Origin of the sequence: Lentzea sp. NPDC051208, assembly GCF_040682435.1 — a bacterium.
Classification (GTDB): Bacteria; Actinomycetota; Actinomycetes; order Mycobacteriales; family Pseudonocardiaceae; genus Lentzea; species Lentzea kristufekii.
Genome location: NZ_JBFBAW010000004.1, coordinates 203725 through 221431, shown reverse-complemented (window position 1 = coordinate 221431; position 17707 = coordinate 203725). Strand labels below are relative to the sequence as shown.

At 67.4% G+C, this 17707-nt stretch carries 22 protein-coding genes; 7 read left to right on the top strand and 15 right to left on the bottom strand.

What is annotated here, in order from left to right:
• The first annotated feature begins 239 nt into the window (after nucleotides 1-239).
• Nucleotides 240-548, top strand: a complete 309-nt coding sequence (locus tag AB0M48_RS11365) for a hypothetical protein (RefSeq protein WP_363839112.1) — start codon at nucleotides 240-242, stop codon at nucleotides 546-548.
• Here AB0M48_RS11365 and AB0M48_RS11360 read toward each other — a convergent pair.
• Nucleotides 523-1008 (bottom strand): hypothetical protein, encoded by a 486-nt coding sequence (locus AB0M48_RS11360; protein WP_363839107.1) that lies wholly within the window; start codon nucleotides 1006-1008, stop codon nucleotides 523-525. The genes AB0M48_RS11365 and AB0M48_RS11360 overlap by 26 nt on opposite strands.
• 524 nt (nucleotides 1009-1532) lie before the next feature.
• On the bottom strand, nucleotides 1533-2519 hold the full coding sequence (gene arsM / locus AB0M48_RS11355; protein WP_363839104.1) for an arsenite methyltransferase: 987 nt from the start codon (nucleotides 2517-2519) through the stop codon (nucleotides 1533-1535).
• Between arsM and AB0M48_RS11350 the strand changes: the two genes are divergently transcribed.
• Together AB0M48_RS11350 and AB0M48_RS11345 are read left to right on the top strand one after the other, a co-directional pair.
• Entirely contained in the window at nucleotides 2508-2861 is a 354-nt protein-coding gene (locus AB0M48_RS11350; protein ID WP_363839100.1) for a metalloregulator ArsR/SmtB family transcription factor, read from the top strand. The genes arsM and AB0M48_RS11350 overlap by 12 nt on opposite strands.
• 135 nt (nucleotides 2862-2996) lie before the next feature.
• Nucleotides 2997-5066 carry a PhoX family phosphatase gene (locus tag AB0M48_RS11345; RefSeq protein WP_363839098.1) on the top strand — a complete coding sequence of 690 codons (2070 nt, stop codon included), beginning with the start codon at nucleotides 2997-2999 and terminating at the stop codon, nucleotides 5064-5066.
• 85 nt (nucleotides 5067-5151) lie between these two features.
• Here AB0M48_RS11345 and AB0M48_RS11340 read toward each other — a convergent pair whose 3' ends face one another.
• Both AB0M48_RS11340 and AB0M48_RS11335 read right to left on the bottom strand, forming a co-directional pair.
• A complete protein-coding gene (locus AB0M48_RS11340) occupies nucleotides 5152-5787 on the bottom strand; it encodes an arsenate reductase ArsC (protein ID WP_363839095.1) in 636 nt (211 codons plus the stop codon).
• Nucleotides 5784-6509 (bottom strand): helix-turn-helix domain-containing protein, encoded by a 726-nt coding sequence (locus AB0M48_RS11335; protein WP_363839092.1) that lies wholly within the window; start codon nucleotides 6507-6509, stop codon nucleotides 5784-5786. Before AB0M48_RS11335 ends, AB0M48_RS11340 begins: the two co-directional genes overlap by 4 nt.
• 22 nt (nucleotides 6510-6531) lie before the next feature.
• On the opposite strand from AB0M48_RS11335, the gene AB0M48_RS11330 reads away from it, so the two are divergent.
• Nucleotides 6532-7230: a DUF5677 domain-containing protein gene (locus AB0M48_RS11330; protein ID WP_363839089.1), complete on the top strand. Its 699-nt coding sequence runs from the start codon at nucleotides 6532-6534 to the stop codon at nucleotides 7228-7230.
• Here the strand turns inward: AB0M48_RS11330 and AB0M48_RS11325 are convergent, their stop codons facing one another.
• From AB0M48_RS11325 to AB0M48_RS11280, 10 genes are all read right to left on the bottom strand, one after another.
• Nucleotides 7231-8187 (bottom strand): ArsO family NAD(P)H-dependent flavin-containing monooxygenase, encoded by a 957-nt coding sequence (locus tag AB0M48_RS11325; protein ID WP_363839086.1) that lies wholly within the window; start codon nucleotides 8185-8187, stop codon nucleotides 7231-7233.
• Nucleotides 8188-8191: 4 nt separating this feature from the next.
• On the bottom strand, nucleotides 8192-9268 hold the full coding sequence (gene arsB / locus AB0M48_RS11320) for an ACR3 family arsenite efflux transporter (protein ID WP_363839082.1): 1077 nt from the start codon (nucleotides 9266-9268) through the stop codon (nucleotides 8192-8194).
• The gene (locus AB0M48_RS11315) at nucleotides 9265-9558 is read right to left on the bottom strand and encodes a metalloregulator ArsR/SmtB family transcription factor (protein ID WP_363839079.1); all 294 of its coding nucleotides are present in this window, start codon (nucleotides 9556-9558) and stop codon (nucleotides 9265-9267) included. The genes arsB and AB0M48_RS11315 overlap by 4 nt, the downstream gene beginning before the upstream one ends.
• A gap of 54 nt (nucleotides 9559-9612) precedes the next feature.
• Nucleotides 9613-9963 (bottom strand): metalloregulator ArsR/SmtB family transcription factor, encoded by a 351-nt coding sequence (locus tag AB0M48_RS11310; RefSeq protein WP_363839076.1) that lies wholly within the window; start codon nucleotides 9961-9963, stop codon nucleotides 9613-9615.
• Between the two features lie 22 nt (nucleotides 9964-9985).
• Nucleotides 9986-10801, bottom strand: a complete 816-nt coding sequence (locus AB0M48_RS11305) for a response regulator transcription factor (protein ID WP_363839073.1) — start codon at nucleotides 10799-10801, stop codon at nucleotides 9986-9988.
• A gap of 3 nt (nucleotides 10802-10804) precedes the next feature.
• Nucleotides 10805-11704: a phosphate ABC transporter ATP-binding protein PstB gene (pstB, locus tag AB0M48_RS11300; protein ID WP_363839068.1), complete on the bottom strand. Its 900-nt coding sequence runs from the start codon at nucleotides 11702-11704 to the stop codon at nucleotides 10805-10807.
• 25 nt (nucleotides 11705-11729) lie between these two features.
• On the bottom strand, nucleotides 11730-12623 hold the full coding sequence (gene pstA, locus AB0M48_RS11295; protein WP_363839065.1) for a phosphate ABC transporter permease PstA: 894 nt from the start codon (nucleotides 12621-12623) through the stop codon (nucleotides 11730-11732).
• Nucleotides 12623-13606 carry a phosphate ABC transporter permease subunit PstC gene (pstC, locus tag AB0M48_RS11290; protein ID WP_363839062.1) on the bottom strand — a complete coding sequence of 328 codons (984 nt, stop codon included), beginning with the start codon at nucleotides 13604-13606 and terminating at the stop codon, nucleotides 12623-12625. The genes pstA and pstC overlap by 1 nt, the downstream gene beginning before the upstream one ends.
• The gene (locus AB0M48_RS11285) at nucleotides 13603-14565 is read right to left on the bottom strand and encodes a PstS family phosphate ABC transporter substrate-binding protein (RefSeq protein WP_363839059.1); all 963 of its coding nucleotides are present in this window, start codon (nucleotides 14563-14565) and stop codon (nucleotides 13603-13605) included. The genes pstC and AB0M48_RS11285 overlap by 4 nt, the downstream gene beginning before the upstream one ends.
• Before the next feature lie 171 nt (nucleotides 14566-14736).
• The gene (locus tag AB0M48_RS11280; protein ID WP_363839056.1) at nucleotides 14737-15102 is read right to left on the bottom strand and encodes a metalloregulator ArsR/SmtB family transcription factor; all 366 of its coding nucleotides are present in this window, start codon (nucleotides 15100-15102) and stop codon (nucleotides 14737-14739) included.
• Nucleotides 15103-15187: 85 nt separating this feature from the next.
• Between AB0M48_RS11280 and AB0M48_RS11275 the strand changes: the two genes are divergently transcribed.
• The 3 genes from AB0M48_RS11275 (at nucleotide 15188) to AB0M48_RS11265 (ending at nucleotide 16470) form a co-directional block, all read left to right on the top strand.
• Nucleotides 15188-15829, top strand: a complete 642-nt coding sequence (locus AB0M48_RS11275; RefSeq protein ID WP_363839053.1) for an arsenate reductase ArsC — start codon at nucleotides 15188-15190, stop codon at nucleotides 15827-15829.
• Nucleotides 15829-15966 carry a hypothetical protein gene (locus AB0M48_RS11270; protein WP_363839050.1) on the top strand — a complete coding sequence of 46 codons (138 nt, stop codon included), beginning with the start codon at nucleotides 15829-15831 and terminating at the stop codon, nucleotides 15964-15966. The genes AB0M48_RS11275 and AB0M48_RS11270 overlap by 1 nt, the downstream gene beginning before the upstream one ends.
• Nucleotides 15967-16068: 102 nt before the next feature.
• Nucleotides 16069-16470 (top strand): arsenate reductase ArsC, encoded by a 402-nt coding sequence (locus AB0M48_RS11265; protein WP_363839047.1) that lies wholly within the window; start codon nucleotides 16069-16071, stop codon nucleotides 16468-16470.
• Here AB0M48_RS11265 and AB0M48_RS11260 read toward each other — a convergent pair.
• The gene (locus tag AB0M48_RS11260; RefSeq protein ID WP_363839044.1) at nucleotides 16467-17603 is read right to left on the bottom strand and encodes an MFS transporter; all 1137 of its coding nucleotides are present in this window, start codon (nucleotides 17601-17603) and stop codon (nucleotides 16467-16469) included. The two genes, AB0M48_RS11265 and AB0M48_RS11260, sit on opposite strands and share 4 nt — an antisense overlap.
• Nucleotides 17604-17707 lie beyond the last annotated feature (104 nt).

Genomic DNA, 17707 nt, shown 5'->3' with positions numbered 1-17707 from the left:
CCCGCCACCTGCAAAGGCGGACGACACATCGTCGTTCCAGGAGTCAGCAGAGCTATCTCTGCCGGGGGCGAGGTCCGCGTGGACTGCCCCGCCTGCGCAGCGACGCCCGGCGTCGACGCGAGCTGGCGGTTGACCAGCAGCCACGCCAGCCCCGACCGGGCCGAGCTGGACGACCAACCGTACGGCGACCTCATCCTCCGCGTGCGGGCGGCGACCGGCGCGAGGTAAGCAGGTGCGTCGTGATCAACAGCCCGTTCACGCGCTGGGAAGGCGATGACGTCCACGGACGCAGGCCGGTCCTCACGTCGGTGTGGGTCGACCTGGACATCCTCTTCTCCCGGCCAGCGGACGCACCACGGCACGTCATCGTGACCGGGCTGGATCTCACCGGCGTGGTACCCGGACGGCTTCACGGCCGCTTCCCCAGCGTGGAGGGCGACTGGTACGGGATCGTCAACTACGAGATCGGCTACGCCGACGGCCGCCGCGACAAGCTTTCCCTGGTCGACCAGTTCGTGCCGTTCACGGCGTTGCGGAAACGCGAGTGAAGCCAACGACTGACTGGACGGAGGCGGCGGCGAGCTTGCGGTCGCCCGGCTTGAGAGGGAACGCCCGAGGCGGGGACGGGTCCGAGCAACCCGTCCCCAGGCCGCTACTCGGGCGCCGATAGGCCGAACGATGACTCCACCACCAGACTGCCGGTATAAAACCGCTGGTCAGCCCTGTTCCCATCCTTTGGTACTCCCGCCCGAAGTCCGGCCCTGTGCAGACGATCTCGCGCAGGTTGGTGCCCCGCCCGAAGTCCGGCCCTGTGCAGATGATCTCGCGCAGGTTGGTGCCCCGCCCGAAGTCCGGCCCTGTGCAGATGATCTCGCGCAGGTTGGTGCCCCGCCCGAAGTCCGGCCCTGTGCAGATGATCTCGCGCAGGTTGGTGCCCCGCCCGAAGTCCGGCCAGGGCGGCGGCGCGTTATCGAGTTCATCAGCCGACAGAGGGACTGCCGCCGCCACTGGCCTCCAGTTGAGGCCCCGATGTGAAAAAGGTGGCCCGGCATCCGTATCTGACTGGCATATCGGTCCGCCGGCACCGGCCAGGTCACCGCCCGACTCGTCGACCGAGACCGCCCGCGCATGCCCGCGTTCTCCCAACCGAGGACTGGCGTTGCAAATGGTCGACCACCTGCGGGTGGCTCATGACGAGCACGGGATTAGCGACACAGTGACCCACCGCCTGAGCCGACCAGTCCGCCTGCTCACCACGGCGCACTGACCTGGACCCGGACACCGCCTGTACGCACCGAACTACCGCTGATGCTGGAACAGCCCTCAGTGCCGCAAACCCCGTATCCGCATCGACGGCTCGGTAGACGTCGCCACTGAGCTGCGCCTGCACACCCTCGCAGAACCCACAGGCCTCGTGGCCGCGCTGTGTTTGATTGGCGCCGATTTCAAAGCTGCTGGCTCGCCGAGAACACCTATCGAGTCACGAAGCCGTTGGCGACATGGGCGAGGCGAGTTCGAGTACCGCTGAACCCTCATGGATGGCTCTGGCAGCCACAACCCGACGCTGTCTTCGCCTCAACGACTGTCCGGTCCGGGTCGACGGCTTCTTCGTCGGAGGTACAGCAGGCATTGACGCCACAGCAGGAGTCTTCGCGCTGCGTGGAAGCCGTCGAGCGGACGAGGTCGAGCGGCTTCACCGCGCGAACGATGGCGCTGTGCATGCCGTCGGCCGCTTCGAACGTCGGAGTGATCTCGATGCCGACGAACCCGGCCGCTTCCAGGCCTTCGCGGTATTCGGTAAAAGTGAGGGCTCCGGCGATGCAGCTGACGTAGGAGCCGCGCTCGGCTCGCTCGGTGGGCGTCAGGTGGTCGTCGGCGATGACGTCCGAGATGCCGATGCGGCCGCCGGGACGCAGCACGCGGAACGTCTCGGCGAACACCGCGGGCTTGTCGACGGAGAGGTTGATGACGCAGTTGGAGATGACGTCGATGGTGTTGCCAGGCAGTGGGATGGCTTCAATGTTGCCCTTGAGGAGCTCCACGTTCGTGGCACCGGCCTTCTCGGCGTTGGACAAGGCCAGCGCGAGCATCTCGTCGGTCATGTCCAGGCCGTATGCCTTGCCGGTCGAGCCGACACGGCGTGCGGAGAGCAGGACGTCGATGCCCCCACCGGACCCGAGGTCCAAAACCCGCTCGCCCTCGCGGAGTTCGGCGACCGCGATGGGATTGCCGCATCCGAGCGATGCTGCGACCGCCTCGGCGGGCAGCTCGTCGTGCTGAGCCGCCGGGTACAGCGTGGCGCCGAAGTTCTCGTCGACCTCCACTGCGTCCGGACCGCAGCACCCGCCTCCACCTTGGGTTACAGCGGTCGCGGCTGCGGCATAGCGGGCGCGAACCGTCTCGCGCAACTCGGTCTGCTCGCTCATGAGCGACACCCCTTCCAGCTTGTATTGAAGTCCGTCTATGTCATGTTTGCACCGGCGGCGAAGACGAGTCAATATTGAAAGATGTCGAAGCAAGAGGCGGGCTGCTGCGAGCCGCTGCCCGAGGAGCCGCTCGCCAAAGAACAGGCAGCGGAACTGGCGACGGTGTTCAAGGCACTCGGTGATCCGGTGCGGTTGCGACTGCTGTCGCTGATCGCCTCGCGCCCGTCCGGTGAGGTGTGCGTCTGCGAGCTCACGCCGGCGTTCGACCTTTCCCAGCCGACGATCTCGCACCACCTGAAGCTGCTCCGGCAGGCAGGCCTGGTCGACTCCGAACGCAGGGGCACGTGGGTGTACTACCGCGTGCGCCCGGAAACCACCGACCGGATGGCCGCGATGTTGGCCAGCGTCAGCCGAGACCACGCTCCCGCCGTGTAGGTCGGGCAGGGTTCGCCTGCTGTTCACGTTCGCGTCGCCAGCCGACCGGCACGACCACCTACTGTCCTGGATCGACATAAACCGATCTACGCGTTCGGCTCATGTCGTTCCCGAACGGACTCGCATGGAGGTGCCGTGCCGCCGCGTCCCACCACGGACCAGCGGATCATCCCGCTGCCCCTGGCGTCGACCAACCACGCCGGGCGTTCTGCCCTGACCTGCCGCTACCGCTGCGGCGACGCCTGCTTCCACGAGGCGCCCAACACCTCTGACAACCCCTACCTCGGCGACGTGATCACCGGCGTGCTGTCACGCCGTTCGCTGTTGCGCTCCACGGCAGTCCTGTCGGCGGCCGCAGCCGGAGCAGCGGCAGTCTCCACGCCCGCTGCGGCGGAGGTCGAGCCGGACCTGCGTCTCGGTGGTGGGCGTGGTGCTCGTGGACTGCGCTTCGATCCCGTGGCGCACAACAAGCTCGATGCCGTGGTCGTGCCGCCCGGCTACGCGCAGGACGTCGTGATCCGCTGGGGCGACCCGGTCCTGCCGGGTGCACCGGCGTTCGACCCCGCCAAGCAGACCGCGGCGGCGCAGGCGAAGCAGTTCGGCTTCAACGTCGATTACCTCGCGTTGCTGGAACTCGACCACGACCGGCTCGTGCTCGTCGCCAACCACGAGTACACCAGCGAGCAGGTGATGTTCGTCGGGTACAGCTCCGCCAACCCGACGCGTGAGCAGGTGGAGATCGCCTGGGCCGCGCACGGGCTGAGCGTCGTGGTGCTCGAGGAGCGCCGTGACGGCAAGCTCTCGCCGACCAGGCACCGGCTCAACCGCAGGATCACCGCAACCAGCAAGCTGGCGTTCAGCGGTCCGGCGGCGGGCGGCGCGCTGCTCAAGACGTCGGCGGATCCGACCGGGCGCACGGTGCTTGGCACGCTCAACAACTGCGGTGGCGGCGTGACGCCGTGGGGCACGGTGCTGTCCGGCGAGGAGAATTTCAACCAGTACTTCGGCAACGCCGACCTCGTCACCGACCCGACCACCAAGACGCGCCTGGCGCGTTACGGATTGCGCGGCACGGCGAGCGAGCGCAAGTGGGAGCGGTTCGACAAGCGCTTCGACGTCGCGCAGGAGCCCAACGAGGTCAACCGGCACGGCTGGGTCGTGGAGATCGACCCGTTCGACCCCGACTTCGTGCCGCGCAAGCGAACCGCGTTGGGCCGGTTCAAGCACGAGGCCGCCGAGCCGCGGCTCACCCCGGACGGCCGCGTCGTCCTCTACATGGGTGACGACGAGCGCTTCGACTACTTCTACAAGTACGTCTCGAAGAACCGGATGAAGCGCGGGCACAGCGAGTCCGCGCGCCGGCACAACCTCATGCTGCTCGACGAGGGGACGCTCTACGTCGCGAAGTTCAGCGGTGACAGCCCGGCCGCGGAGATCGACGGCACGGGCAAGCTGCCTTCGGACGGCGCGTTCGACGGCTCCGGCGAGTGGATTGCGCTGGCGAGCGGCACCACGTCGTTCGTGCCGGGCATGACGGCCGAGGAGGTGTACGTCTTCACACGCCTGGCCGCGGACAAGGTGGGCGCGACGAAGATGGACCGGCCCGAGGATGTCGAGCCGCACCCGGACAACGGGACCGTCTACATCGCACTGACCAACAACTCCGACCGCGGTGCGGCGGGCAAGGCGGCGCCGGACGAGGCCAACCCGCGCACGCGCAACAGGCATGGCCAGGTCATGGAAGTGATGGAGTCGCGGAACAACGCCGCGGCGACCAGCTTCCGGTGGCGGCTGTTCCTGGTGTGCGGTGACCCCGCGGACCCGAGCACGTACTTCGCCGGTTTCCCGAAGGACCAGGTGTCGGCGGTGTCCTGCCCGGACAACCTCGCCTTCGACTGCCACGGCAACCTGTGGATCGCGACCGACGGCAGCGCGCTCGGCTCCAACGACGGCCTGTTTGGCGTCGCAGTCGACGGCCGGTACCGCGGTCAGGTCAAGCAGTTCCTCACCGTGCCGATCGGCGCCGAGACCTGCGGGCCGATCATCCAGGAGCGGCGGATCATCGTCGCCGTGCAGCACCCCGGTGAGCTCGACGGCGCGACGGTGGAGAAGCCGGGATCGACCTGGCCCGGTGGACCCGGCACGATCGCGCGCCCGTCCGTCGTCGCGGTGCGCCGATCCGATCGAGGCAGGATCGGCGATTAGGACTCGGCTACCGATGGCCGAGATCGGTTAGTGGGAACGACTAACCAAGCGGGGACCGTCCGGTTCGGACGGTCCCCGCCCTCGTTCAGACGCGAGCCGCGACGTCGAGCTCGGCGAGCAGACCGCGGACCTGGCGTTCGATCTCGTCGCGCACAGGACGGACGTCCGCGACGTCCTTGCCGGCCGGGTCGTCGAGCGTCCAGTTGAGGTAGCGCTTGCCGGGGAACACCGGGCACGCGTCACCACAGCCCATCGTCACGACGACGTCGGCCGCACGGACGATCTCATCGGTCCACGGCTTGGGAAACTCGCGCGAGATGTCGATGCCGCGCTCGCTCATCGCCGCGACAGCCGCCGGGTTGATCTCGTAGCCCGGCTCGGAGCCGCCGGACCAGGCCACCGCGCGGTCCTCGGCGAGGTGCTCGAAGAAGCCCAGCGCCATCTGGCTGCGGCCGGCGTTGTGCACGCACAGGAATAGCACGACCGGCTTGCCGTCGGTCACGTGTCCCTCGACCTTCGCCAGCGCGTGCAGCCTCTGCCGGGCGAACCGCTCAGCCAGCAGCGGCAGGAAGTTCGGGACGGTGCTGTGCGAGGCGAACTGGTCATAGCTGGTGTGCAGGAACCGTTCGATGGTCTCGGTGCCGAAAACACCGTCGAACTGCGTCTGCAGGCGGGTGGCGGAAGTCTTGAGGGCGACCTGCTGGTCGATGCTCAGGGTCATCGGTCTTCTCCAGACTGGTGAACAACAGGAGCCAGCCGGTCGACCCGGTCGGCGATGTCACGAAAGGCGTGCTCGAAGGCCTGCTCGGTGCCGACACGGGCCGGGTCGGGAACCGACCAGTGCAGGCGGTCGAGATGGCTGCCGAGCTGCTCGTGGGCGTTGTCGCAGACGGCGACCACGAGGTCATCGGGCCGCAGGACGTCTTCGACGCGTGCGGTACGAACACCGCCGAGCGGCAAGCCGTGCACCTCAGCCGTCGCGACGGCGAGCGGGTGCACTCCGTCGGCGGGCATGGTGCCTGCGGAGGCGGCGGGCACGGTGCTGTTCTGCCTCCACAAAGCCGCGGCGAGCTGCGAGCGCGCCGAGTTGTAGGTGCAGACGAACACCACGCGCGGCGCGGTCCGCTGCCCGGCCGGACCGAGCCCGGTCAGCGCTTCGGTCCGCAGCCGCAGGTAGTTGCGGCGCTGGTCGCCTTCCGAACGGCTTCGCTCGATCACACCCGCCTGTTCGAGCAGCTTCACGTGGTGCGCCAGCAGGTTGCTGGGCAAGTCGAGTTCGCGGCCTACCTCGCTGGGCGAAGCATCGCCGAGGAGCAGCCGGTCGACGATCGCCAGACGCGCGGGTTCACCGAGCACCGCGTGCAGCCGCGCCCGCTCCGCCACTGAGGAAGACCACTCAACGTTCATTGACTCAATGATGGTTGAGTATTTCTTCGGCGTCAAGATGCGCTGGACACTCTGTGACATGAGCGAGGGAGCCGCAGGCGCGATCGAGGTTCTGGTCGGGGCGTTCGACGACATCGCGGACGCGGGGCAAGTGACCTTGCCACGAGAGCACGAGCAGACCTTCACCGCGATCTTCGGTTGGTGGGCCTGGATCAACCGCAGCTGCAAGCTCGTTCTGCTCGCCCGCGCCGCAGGACTCGGCCACGAGTGCACGCCCAACCTGCGCTCCGTAGTCGAGCACAGCTTGATCCTGCAATGGGTCGTGGACGTCGGCGTCGATGCGTTGGCCGCCGTCGACTCCTTCGACGAGGAACGGCGGCGCAAGCTGTTCGACGAGCTGCTGGCAGCCGGGTGGGCAACACCGGAAGGCGCCACACGCCCTGACGGCACGGCGCACCCGCTACGAGGCTACGTCGCGAACTTCGCTCAGCTGTGCATCGCTTACAGCGCCAGGGATCTGTACGTCCCGTATCGGCTGATGTCGACGCACATACACCCCACTACGAAGGGCGCCGAGGCGTACATGCGCGCAGACGGCGGCCTCGCCGGCCAGCCCGTGATCGACATGTTCGAAAGCTTCAGCGCGGTCGTCGCGGTGTGCGTGATCCAGGTAGCGCTCGCGATCAACAGCCTGCTGGGCAACGAGACGCTGACCGCGGCGATCGCGGAAGCACAGGGGCGTCTTGGCGTCGCGATCGATCGTCCGACGCTGAAGTGATCAGCTCAGCGAGCTGGCGATCTTCGCCACCGTCGCCTTCGCGGTGGGCCCGACGCCGATCAAGGTCGCCGACGCAGCCCCGGTCCAACCGCCGTACCCGAGCATGTGCAGACGCGGCTCACCCACGGCTGTCGTTCCGTCCACGGCGACACGACCGTGTTCATCACGCAGCTGCAGCGGCGCGAGGTGGCCGAGCACGGGCCGGAACCCGGTGCACCAGATGACGGCGTCGGCGTCCGCGAGCAGGCCCGTGTCCATCGGAGTGGCGACGAGCAATCCGCTGTCACGCGCCTCCCGGACCGGCGGCACCGCGACGATGTCGCCGAGCTCCCCGACTCCCCCGGCGCGACGGCTGGCGATGTCGAACAGCGCCTTGCCGTCGATCTCGTCGGGCAGGTACCGCGGCGGCCGTCGGGTCATCCACGTCAACGACGCGTGCGGGACCAGGTCGGCCGCGATCTGCGCGCCGGAGTTACCCCCACCGACCACGACCACCTTCTGCCCCGCGAGCTCCAGCGGGCCCCGGTAGTCGACGGTGTGCAGCTGGCGGCCGGGCAGGTCCATCAGCGGCCGGAAGGGCCGCCACCACGTACCGGTCGCGCTGATCACGTGCCGCGCAGACCAAACCCCGGAGTCGGTGTGCACCAGAAGCTCGTCGTCGTCACGGCTCACCGAGGTCACCGCAACCGGCCGCTGCACGGGAACGTCGTAGCGCTTCTCGTACGCGGTCAGGTAGTCGACGACGTGCGCAGCCGTTGGGTAACCGTCCGAGAAGGCCGGCATCGGCCAGCCGGGCAAGGAGCTGTGGCGCGCGATCGAGAACAGCCGTAGTGAGTTCCACCCGTGCGGCCATGCCCCACCGGGAGTCGGCTGCGCGTCGAGCACCACATAGGACAGTCCTGCGCGGCGCAGGTAGTAGGCGGCGGCCAGACCAGCCTGGCCGCCGCCGATCACCACGACATCAGACTTCAGAGCGGGCCACCCAACGACGCCGCAGCCACAGGCTCACGTACACGAGCCCGACCAGCACCGGCACCTCGATCAGCGGCCCGACCACACCGGCCAGCGCCTGCCCCGAGGTCACGCCGAACACGCCGATCGCGACGGCGATGGCGAGCTCGAAGTTGTTGCCCGCCGCGGTGAACGCCAGCGTGGTGGTCCGCTCGTACGACAGCCCCGACGCCTTGCCCAGCGCGTACGAACCCGCCCACATGATGGCGAAGTAAACCAGCAGCGGCAGCGCGATCCGGACGACGTCCAGCGGCCGGTTGGTGATGGTCTCGCCCTGCAGCGCGAACAGGATGACGATCGTGAACAGCAAGCCGTACAACGCGATCGGGCCGACGCGCGGCAGGTACTTCGACTCGTACCACTCCCGGCCCTTTGTCCGCTCCCCCAGCTTGCGGCTGAGGTAGCCGGCCAGCAGCGGAATGCCGAGGAAGATCAGCACGGACTTGGCGATCTCCCACGCGGAGAAGTCGACCGAGGCGGTGTCGAGGCCGAGCCAGCCGGGCAGCAGGTCGAGATAGAACCAGCCGAGCACGCCGAACATGATCACCTGGAATACGGAGTTGAGCGCGACCAGCACGGCGGCGGCCTCGCGGTCGCCGCAGGCGAGGTCGTTCCAGATGATGACCATGGCGATGCACCGCGCCAGGCCGACGATGATCAGGCCGGTGCGGTACTCGGGCAGGTCGGCCAGGAAGATCCAGGCCAGGGCGAACATCAGTGCCGGGCCGAGCACCCAGTTCAGCACCAGCGACAGCACCATCGTGCGCTTGTCACGGGTGACGGTGTCGAGCTTGTCGTAGCGGACCTTCGCGAGCACCGGGTACATCATCAGCAGCAGACCGAGAGCGATCGGCAACGACACCCCGTCGATCTTCACCGCGTCGAGGACACCCTGCAGGCCGGGCACGAAGCTGCCGAGTGCGAGGCCGGCGACCATGGCGAGGCCGATCCACGCGGGCAGCCAGCGGTCCAGGAAGGACAGCCGGTGCAGGACGTCCTGCTCCGCCGTCGGGTTGGTGGTGCTCAACAGGGCCTCCTGGCATCGGAGTTGGCGCGGTCGGCCAGCTCGGTCAAACTGCCCGCGATCCGACGCAGGGCGTCGGGGCGAAGCCGGTAGTACGTGAAACGCCCGCACGGCTCGGTGTCGACGAGTCCGGCCTCGCGCAGCACTTTGAGGTGGTTCGACACGTTTGTCTGCTTGGCGCCGGTTTCCTCGACGAGGTGGCACGTGCACAGCGCCTCGCCGGCCAGCAGCTCCAGGATCTGGGCGCGCAGCGGGTCGGCGAGAACCTTCAACACATCAGCATCGAGTGACATCAGTCGGGAATGATACATCAGCCCGGCCTGATGAGATGTACGGCAGGAGGCAGGTCAGTCGCAGTCGGAGGCAGGCTCGTCGCGCAGCGGGCCACCGGGCCGCAGGAGCTGTTCCATGGTGTCGAACACGTCGTGGTCCAGGCGGTACCAGCTCCACGTGCCACGTCGTTCGCGCTGCAGCACACCGGCGTTGACCAGGATTTTCAGGTGATGGCTCAGCGAGGACTGAGGCATCTCGAACTGGTCGGCAAGGTCGCAGAAGCACGCCTCACCGCTCGCTGCATGCCTCACGAGCACCACAAGCTGAACCCGGATGGGGTCCGCGAGAGCCTTGAAGAGACGTGCGGCGGAGGCCGAGTCGTCAGGCACCGCCACCAGCGCCTCCCTTCGCGCATCCAGGTCCATCGTCGACATGGTGACATGTTCATCAATCGGAATGAACGTCCGGTGAACGTGACCCTACCGGCGGCACGTTGAACTGGTATCCGAGGCCGCGGAGGACACGAATCCACGTTGGATTGTGGTCGTCGTCACCCAGCCGCTTGCGCAGCCGCATGATGTGGACGTTGAGCGTGTTGCTCTTGGCCGACGGTCGGTCCGCCCACAGTGCGGCGACGAGCTCGTTGCGGCTGACCACCGCGCCGGGTCTCTCGGCGAAGTAGCGCAGCATGAGGAACTCCATCGGGGGCAATTGCGTGAGCACGCCGTCGAGCCAGAACTGCGGCACGGCCCCGTCCACGCGCAGCCGGCCGAGGTCGATGACCATCGGCCGGATCTCGACCGTGTCGGTCTTCGGCGCGACCGATCCGAGGAACGCCAGCAGCTGCTGGGTGCGGTACGGGCGCGGCACCACCGCTGTCGCGCCCGCCTCGGCCGCCCGCGCGGCGAAGTCGCCCGAACCAGGCCCGGCGCCGACCACGATCGGGACATCTGGGTCGTCCGCGCGCACGATCGTGAGGAAGTCGATCGGGTCGAGCTTGCCCACCGCGGGCCCGAGCAGCACGGCGTCCGGACACGTCCGGCCGAGCACCAGCAACGCCTCTGCCGGGTCAGGGCAGACGCGCGGCTCCACCGGCTGGCCGGTGAAGCCGTCGAGCAACTGGTGCACGACATCGGCGTCGTGATCCACCACGAGGACGGCGAGCCGGTTCTGGACCCGGCCCTTGTTCGCCAGACAGGCTCGCCGCCGCGTGTGGAACTGTGAGCTGTCGGACTCCCAAGCCCCCAACGCAGAGCCCGTCATGGCTTAACCGAATCGTCCGGTGATGTACGCCTCGGTCCGGGCGTCGGAGGGGTTGCCGAAGATGTGCTCGGTGGTGTCGAACTCGACCAGCCGGCCGGTGCGCTGCCCCTTCTCGTCGGCTTCGGCGGTGAAGAACCCGGTGCGCTGAGAGACGCGGGCCGCCTGCTGCATGTTGTGGGTGACGATGATGATCGTGTAGGTCGAGGCGAGCTCCACCATCAGATCCTCGATCTTGGCGGTGGCGATCGGGTCGAGCGCCGAACACGGCTCGTCCATCAGGATCACCTCGGGTGAGGTGGCGATGGCGCGGGCGATGCACAGCCGCTGCTGCTGACCGCCGGACAGGCCGAAAGCGTTCTGCTTGAGCTTGTCCTTCACCTCATCCCACAACGCGGCACCACGCAACGCGCGTTCCACGACGTTGTCCATGTCGGACACCTTCATGCCGGTGACGCGAGGGCCGTAGGCGACGTTGTCGTAGATGGACTTCGGGAACGGGTTCGGCTTCTGGAACACCATGCCGATGCGCCGGCGCACCTCGATGACGTCCACGTCCTCGCCGTAGATGTCGACACCGTGGTAGGCGACAGCACCCTCGACGCGGGCACCGGGCACGAGATCGTTCATCCGGTTCAGACACCGCAGCACGGTGGACTTGCCACATCCGGAGGGACCGATCAGCGCGGTGATCTCCCTGCTGCCGAACGACATGTTCACGTTGGTGACCGCGCGGAAGTCGCTGTAGAAGACTTCGAGGTCCTTCAGGGTGATCACGCCGTCGGGTGCTCCCTCCACAGGTGGCACCGTGTTCGAGCGCTCGATGGTCACCTGGCTCTCCGACGCGGAGTCACCCTTGGTCGTGCGCTGCTCGGTGGACACGGTTCGCTGCTCCGATCTGGTCATGAGTTCTCGCTCCTTCATTCGCGTGTCACCACTGGCGCTGATAGCGGTTGCGCAACCAGATCGCGAGCGCGTTCATCACGAGCAGCACGATGATCAGCAGGAGGATCGTGGAGTAGGCCAGGTCCCGGAACTCGACGCGGTCCAGCGGCACCAGGCTGAAGATCTGGGTGGGCAGCACGGTGTAGCGGGAGAACACGCCGTCCGGATTGAACGTCAAGAACGTCGTGGCACCGACAAGAAGCAGCGGCGCCGCTTCACCGATCGCCCGCGACAACGCGAGGATCGAGCCGGTCGCGATACCGGGCACAGCCGCGGGCAGCACCTGCTTCCACGTGGTCTGCCACTGCGTCGCGCCGAGCGCGAGCGAGCCGGAGCGGATCTCCGACGGCACTGAGCGCAACGCCTCACGACAGGTGATGATCACGACCGGCAAGATCAGCAACGCCAGCGCGATCGCGCCCGCGAGCAGGACCGCGCCGATCGACAACGGGCCACGGACGACGAACCCGAGCGCGAGGATGCCGTAGATCACCGACGGCACCGCGGCGAGGTTCTGGATGTTGAGCTCGATCAGCCGGTTCCACCAGCGGGTGCCGTCCGCGTACTCCTCCAGGTACACCGCCGCCGCGATGCCGAGCGGCAAGGCGATGAGCGCGGTCAGCACCATGATCCAGATCGTGCCGAACAGCGCGGACTTCACGCCCGAGGTGTCGGGCCGAAGCCGTGAGGGGTGCTCGGTGACGAGGTTCAGGTCGAACCGCGCCAGTCCTTTCTGGACGATCACCGCGAGCACGAAGAACAGGAACGCGCAGATGATCGCCAGGCACGCCCACAGTGCGATGGCGAACACGGTCGACCCCACGCCTTTGCGGCGGCCGGACTTCAGGCTCTGGTCAACAACCAGTGTCGTCGCGGTCATCAGTAGGCCTGCCTGTACTTGCGGACCAGCCGGATGCTGATCATGTTGATCAGGAGGGTCATCACGAACAGCAGCGCGCCGATCGCGAACAGCGCGTAGTAGGACGGGCTGCCCTGCGGGGTGTCACCGCTCGCGGCCTGAGCGATGAACCCGGTCATCGTCTGCGCGCCCTTGAGCGGGTCCGCGGTGAACAGCGGCATGTTGCCTGCGGCGATAGCGACGATCATGGTCTCGCCGATCGCGCGCGAGATGCCGAGCACGACTGCGGCGACGATGCCCGACAACGCGGCTGGGAACACCACGCGGACCGTAGTCTGCATCCTGTTGGCACCCAACGCGTACGAGCCCTGCCGCAACGCCAGCGGAACCGCGGACATCGCGTCCTCGCTGAGCGAGGCGACCGTGGGCACGATCATGAAGCCCATCACGATGCCGGGCGAGATCATGCTGTAGATGCCCTCGATGCCCAGGATCGGCTTGAGGATCGGCGTGATCACCGTCAGGGCGAGGAAGCCGTAGACCACGGTCGGCACGCCGGCAAGGATCTCGAGGATCGGCTTGAAGATCTTCCGCACCCGCTGCGAGGCGTACTCGCTGAGGTAGATCGCGGCACCGAGGCCGAACGGAACGGCGACCACCAGCGAGATCAGCGTGATCATCAAGGTCGCGGTGACCAGCGGCAGGACGCCCCAGGACTTGTCGTCCCAGTTGAACTTGTCGCCGAACAGCGCCGTCCACTCGGTGCCGAACAGGAACTCGCCGAGGCTGACGTGGGTGAAGAACTCGGCGACCGGCGCGAACAGCGACGCGACGATGCCGACCGTGACGAGAACTGACAACGCGGCCGCGCTCACCAGCACGGCCTTGATGATCTTCTCGCCGATGCGCGGGCTCTGCGCGGTCAGGTCGACCGGCGGCCCTTCCCATGCGACGGGGTGGCCGCCCGAGTCCGGGCGGCCACCGTCACGAGTTTTGGTGCTCACTTACCGGCGGCCTTCGCCTGCAGCGCGGCGAGCTCGTCCTTGGCCTTCTTCTTCTGGTCCTCGGTCAGCGGGACGAAGCGGGCGGCCTTGACGATCTCGTCGTTGTTCGCGAGGTAGAACTCGACGAATTTCTCGACCTGGGCCTTCTTCAGGCCGGCGTCGGAGGGGTAGATGAACAGCGGGCGGGCGAGCGGCGCGTAGCTGCCGTCCTGCGCGGCCTTCACCGACGGCTCGACGCAGCCCTTGCCGCCGTCGATCTTCACGGCCTTGAGCTTGTCGGCGTTTTCCTCGAAGTAGGAGAAGCCGAAGTAGCCAAGGCCACCCTTGGAGCCGCTCACACCCTGGACGGTGATGTTGTCGTTCTCGGTCGGGTTGTAGTCCTTGCGGCTGGCGCCTTCCTTGCCGTTGATGGCGCCGGTGAAGTAATCGAACGTGCCGGAGTCAGCGCCGGCGCCGTAGAGGTCGAGCTTCTGGTCCGGGAAGGACGGGTCGACCTCTTTCCAGTTGGCGACCTTGGAGTCCGGCTCCCAGATCTTCTTCAGCTGGGCGACCGTGAGGCACTCGGCCCAGGTGTTCTCCTTGTTCACCACCACAGTCAGCGCGTCGTTGGCGACCTGCAGCTCGGAGTAGTTGACGCCCTTCTCCGTGCAGACCTTGCCCTCCTCGGCCTTGATCGGACGAGAGGCACCGGAGATGTCGGTCTCACCGACGCAGAACTTCTTGAAGCCACCGCCGGTACCTGAGGCGCTGACCGACACCTGGACGCCGCTGTTCTTCTCCATGAACAGCTCGGCCGCGGCGATCGACAGCGGCTCCACGGTGCTCGAACCGTCGATGACGACGGGGCCGGAGAGCTGCTCACCCCCGCTCTCGGAGCCACTGCCGTTGTTCTGCCCACCACAGGCGGACAGGGTCAGCGCGGCGACAGCCACGACGGACAACACGTGCGCACGCTTCACCTGGCGGATGGTCACTGACGTGCCTCCTGCTCGAGACCCGGATCGGGGCCGGGGGATCTTCGACAAGCCCTCGTTCGAGGACCCCTGCATCGAAGTTTCTCGTTCTAAACAGAAGGTGAACACCGGGTGACATCGAAAACTATCGTTGAAAAATCTCGATCCAACGTGGGGTCACGGTACGGCAACGGGCTGACCGAGCAGCCTCCGGATCTCGTCGAGACCTTCGGGTACGGCGACGTACCAACCCCACGTTCCGCGACGTTCGCCGCGGACGAGGCCGGCTTCGGCGAGCACGCGCAGGTGATGGCTGACCGTGCCCTGGCTCAGGCCGAGACGGTCGACGAGGTCACAGACGCAGGATTCGCCGCCCGGCGCGTCCTGCAGGAGGCGGAGCAGTTCGAGGCGGGGCGGGCTGGCCAGCGCCTTGAACACCTCGGCGACGCGACGCGCGTCGGTGAGTTCCATGCCCTGACCGAGTGACACGCAGCGCTTGTGGCCGCCGTTGTCCACCTGGAGTTCACTGCGGGGCTCCACCATGACCCCGAGGGTACGACCTAGATTGACAAAAGTCGATGCAACCGGTCTGCTTTGCATCGACAATCTTCGGTCCAAGGAGATCTTGATGACCCGCCTTGAGGGCCTGCCCCAGCACGAGCTCACCGCCCAACTTCTCCGCATCACCGACGAGCTGGCCGACAAGTTCCACGGTGTGTTCAGCCGGGAGACCGTCGAGCAGTTCGTCGAGGAGACCTACCAGCTGCTCAACGCCAACGCCACGGTCAAGACGCACCTCGCCACGTTGACCGCGCGGTTCGCCAAGCAGCGCCTCACCGACCACGGCCGGGCACAGGGTCTGACCAAGGTCGAGGTGCCGCAGGTGCTGTTCATCTGCGTGCACAACGTGGGCCGGTCGCAGATGGCGTCCGCTCTGCTGGAGCACCACGCGTTCGGCAAGGTGGCGGTGCGCTCCGCCGGCAGCCAGCCGAGCGGTTCCATTCCCTCGGTGATCACTGAGGCGTTGGCCGAGCTGAACATCCCGCTCACGCAGGCGTTCCCGAAGCCCCTGACAGATGAGGTCGTGCGGGCCGCGGACGTCGTGGTCACGATGGGCTGCGGCGACTCGTGCCCAATCTATCCCGGCAAGCGCTACCTGGACTGGGAGGTGGCCGACCCGGTAGGCGCACCGCTCAACCGCGTCCGCGAGGTGCGCGACGACATCGACCGCCGGGTCAGAAGCCTGCTGTCCGAACTGCTGGGCGACTGATGCCGCAGGTCCTGCTGGTCACCCTGATCGGGACGGTCAGGATCGTCGCGACGTTCGCGCTCGGTGTCTCGAACCTCTCCCAGGCCCGCAAGACCTTCGCCTGCATTGGTTCACCGCCTGCGGCGCACTCGTCGTAGGCGGCCTGTACCTGTACGTGACGTGAGGAAGTCGCGTCACCAACCGTTCACCTGGATCGGGCATTATCGAACCAAGGAAACGCCCGCCAGGAGGAGATCGACGTGTCCAAGACCCCCGAAGTGCTGTTCGTCTGCGTGCACAACGCCGGCCGCTCCCAGATGGCCGCGGCACTGCTGCAGCACTACGGCATGGGCAGGATCGCGGTCCGCTCGGCCGGCTCGGCACCAGCCGAGAAGGTCAACCCCGCCGCTGCCGACGCGCTCGCCGAGTGGGGCCTCGACATCACCGCCGAGGTCCCCTCGAAGCTCACCACCGAGGACGTCGAAGCCTCTGACGTCGTGATCACCATGGGCTGTGGCGACACCTGCCCGGTGTTCCCCGGCAAGCGCTACCTCGACTGGCAGCTCGAAGACCCGGCAGGCCAGGGCATCGACTCCGTGCGCCCGATCCGCGACGACATCGACCGCCGCGTACGCGGCCTGGTCGCCGAACTGCTCGACTAACGCGGAACGCTGGCGGTCGACAACGCGGCCGCCAGCACCCCTATCACTCCCAGCACGACGAACACCGCCGGATAACCACCGAGCCACCCCGCCATCGCACTACCCGCCCACGGCGCGATCGCCGCCGTCAGCATCACCGGCACCGCAAGCAGCCCGCTCAGCTGTCCGTAGTGAACCGCACCCCACCGGTCGGTGATCGCTGTCGCCTTCACCAACGTCAAGATCCCGCGTGCGACACCCGCGAGCACAGCTCCCGCGATTAGCAGCGAAGCCGGACCGGGGATCATTCCCAGCAGCGTGGTGACCACCGCGCTCGTCAGCAGGACGAGCGCCGTTCTCGTGCGCACCGTCGTCCTCGCGGTCAACCTGGCATAGCCGAGCCGTCCGAGGACCTGCCCCACTCCACCGAGACCCAGGGCCACCGCGGCTGCCGTTGTCGACATCCCGCGTTCGGTCAGCAGCGGCACGAGATTGACCACGACCGCATAGGCGCTGAACGCCGCCAGGCTCATCGCCACCGTCAGCGCGACGAAGGGCCTGCTCCGCGCCACGGCGGACGGATGGTGCTCCGTCTCGTCCTCCATCTCCGGCCACGGCAACCGCAAGCCGAACAGGTGCAGCGGAACCGTGGTGACAGCAAGGATGCCGGCCAGCACCAGATACGTTCCGCGCCAGTCCAAATGCGCGTTCAGCACGGCGGTCAGCGGCGCGAACACCGTGCTCGCCAGCCCTGCCACCAACGTGAGCGCGGTCAGCGCCGACACCCGCCTCGGCCCGTACCAGCGGGTGAGTGCGGCGAACGCGGGAGCGTAGAAGACTCCGGCCATGGCGACACCGGTCAGCAACCACGCTGCCGTGAACCACGCCAGCGACTGCGCGGTCGCCAGCATGATGAGCGCTGGTACCGCGATGATCGAACCAGTGGTCATGATGGCGCGCGGGCCGTGCCGATCGAGCAGCTTGCCCGCCGGCACGCCGACGAGTCCCGCCACGATCTGGCTCGCGGAGAAGCCCGCTGTGATCGCGGCCAGCGACCACCCTGTCCGTGCGCTGATCGTCGGCAACAGCACCGGGAACGCGTAGTAGAGAATCCCCCAGCTGATGATCTCGGTGGTGTACAACACGATCAGCACGCGGCGGGGGGGGGGGGCAGATGGCGGGGGGCGACGGGGGGGTAGCGAGACCTTGCGAGGGTCCAGAGGGGTATGGGGAGGGATGGGGGGGCCAGGGGAAACGA

Coding starts and splice junctions, on each gene's coding strand:
- AB0M48_RS11305 (WP_363839073.1), bottom strand. CDS start 10,801: ATGACGGGCTCTGCGTTGGGGGCTTGGGAGTCCGACAGCTCACAGTTC.
- AB0M48_RS11315 (WP_363839079.1), bottom strand. CDS start 9,558: ATGTCACTCGATGCTGATGTGTTGAAGGTTCTCGCCGACCCGCTGCGC.
- AB0M48_RS11340 (WP_363839095.1), bottom strand. CDS start 5,787: ATGACCCTGAGCATCGACCAGCAGGTCGCCCTCAAGACTTCCGCCACC.
- AB0M48_RS11280 (WP_363839056.1), bottom strand. CDS start 15,102: ATGGTGGAGCCCCGCAGTGAACTCCAGGTGGACAACGGCGGCCACAAG.
- AB0M48_RS11275 (WP_363839053.1), top strand. CDS start 15,188: ATGACCCGCCTTGAGGGCCTGCCCCAGCACGAGCTCACCGCCCAACTT.
- AB0M48_RS11330 (WP_363839089.1), top strand. CDS start 6,532: ATGAGCGAGGGAGCCGCAGGCGCGATCGAGGTTCTGGTCGGGGCGTTC.
- pstB (WP_363839068.1), bottom strand. CDS start 11,704: ATGACCAGATCGGAGCAGCGAACCGTGTCCACCGAGCAGCGCACGACC.
- pstA (WP_363839065.1), bottom strand. CDS start 12,623: ATGACCGCGACGACACTGGTTGTTGACCAGAGCCTGAAGTCCGGCCGC.
- AB0M48_RS11310 (WP_363839076.1), bottom strand. CDS start 9,963: ATGGACCTGGATGCGCGAAGGGAGGCGCTGGTGGCGGTGCCTGACGAC.
- AB0M48_RS11270 (WP_363839050.1), top strand. CDS start 15,829: ATGCCGCAGGTCCTGCTGGTCACCCTGATCGGGACGGTCAGGATCGTC.
- AB0M48_RS11350 (WP_363839100.1), top strand. CDS start 2,508: ATGTCGAAGCAAGAGGCGGGCTGCTGCGAGCCGCTGCCCGAGGAGCCG.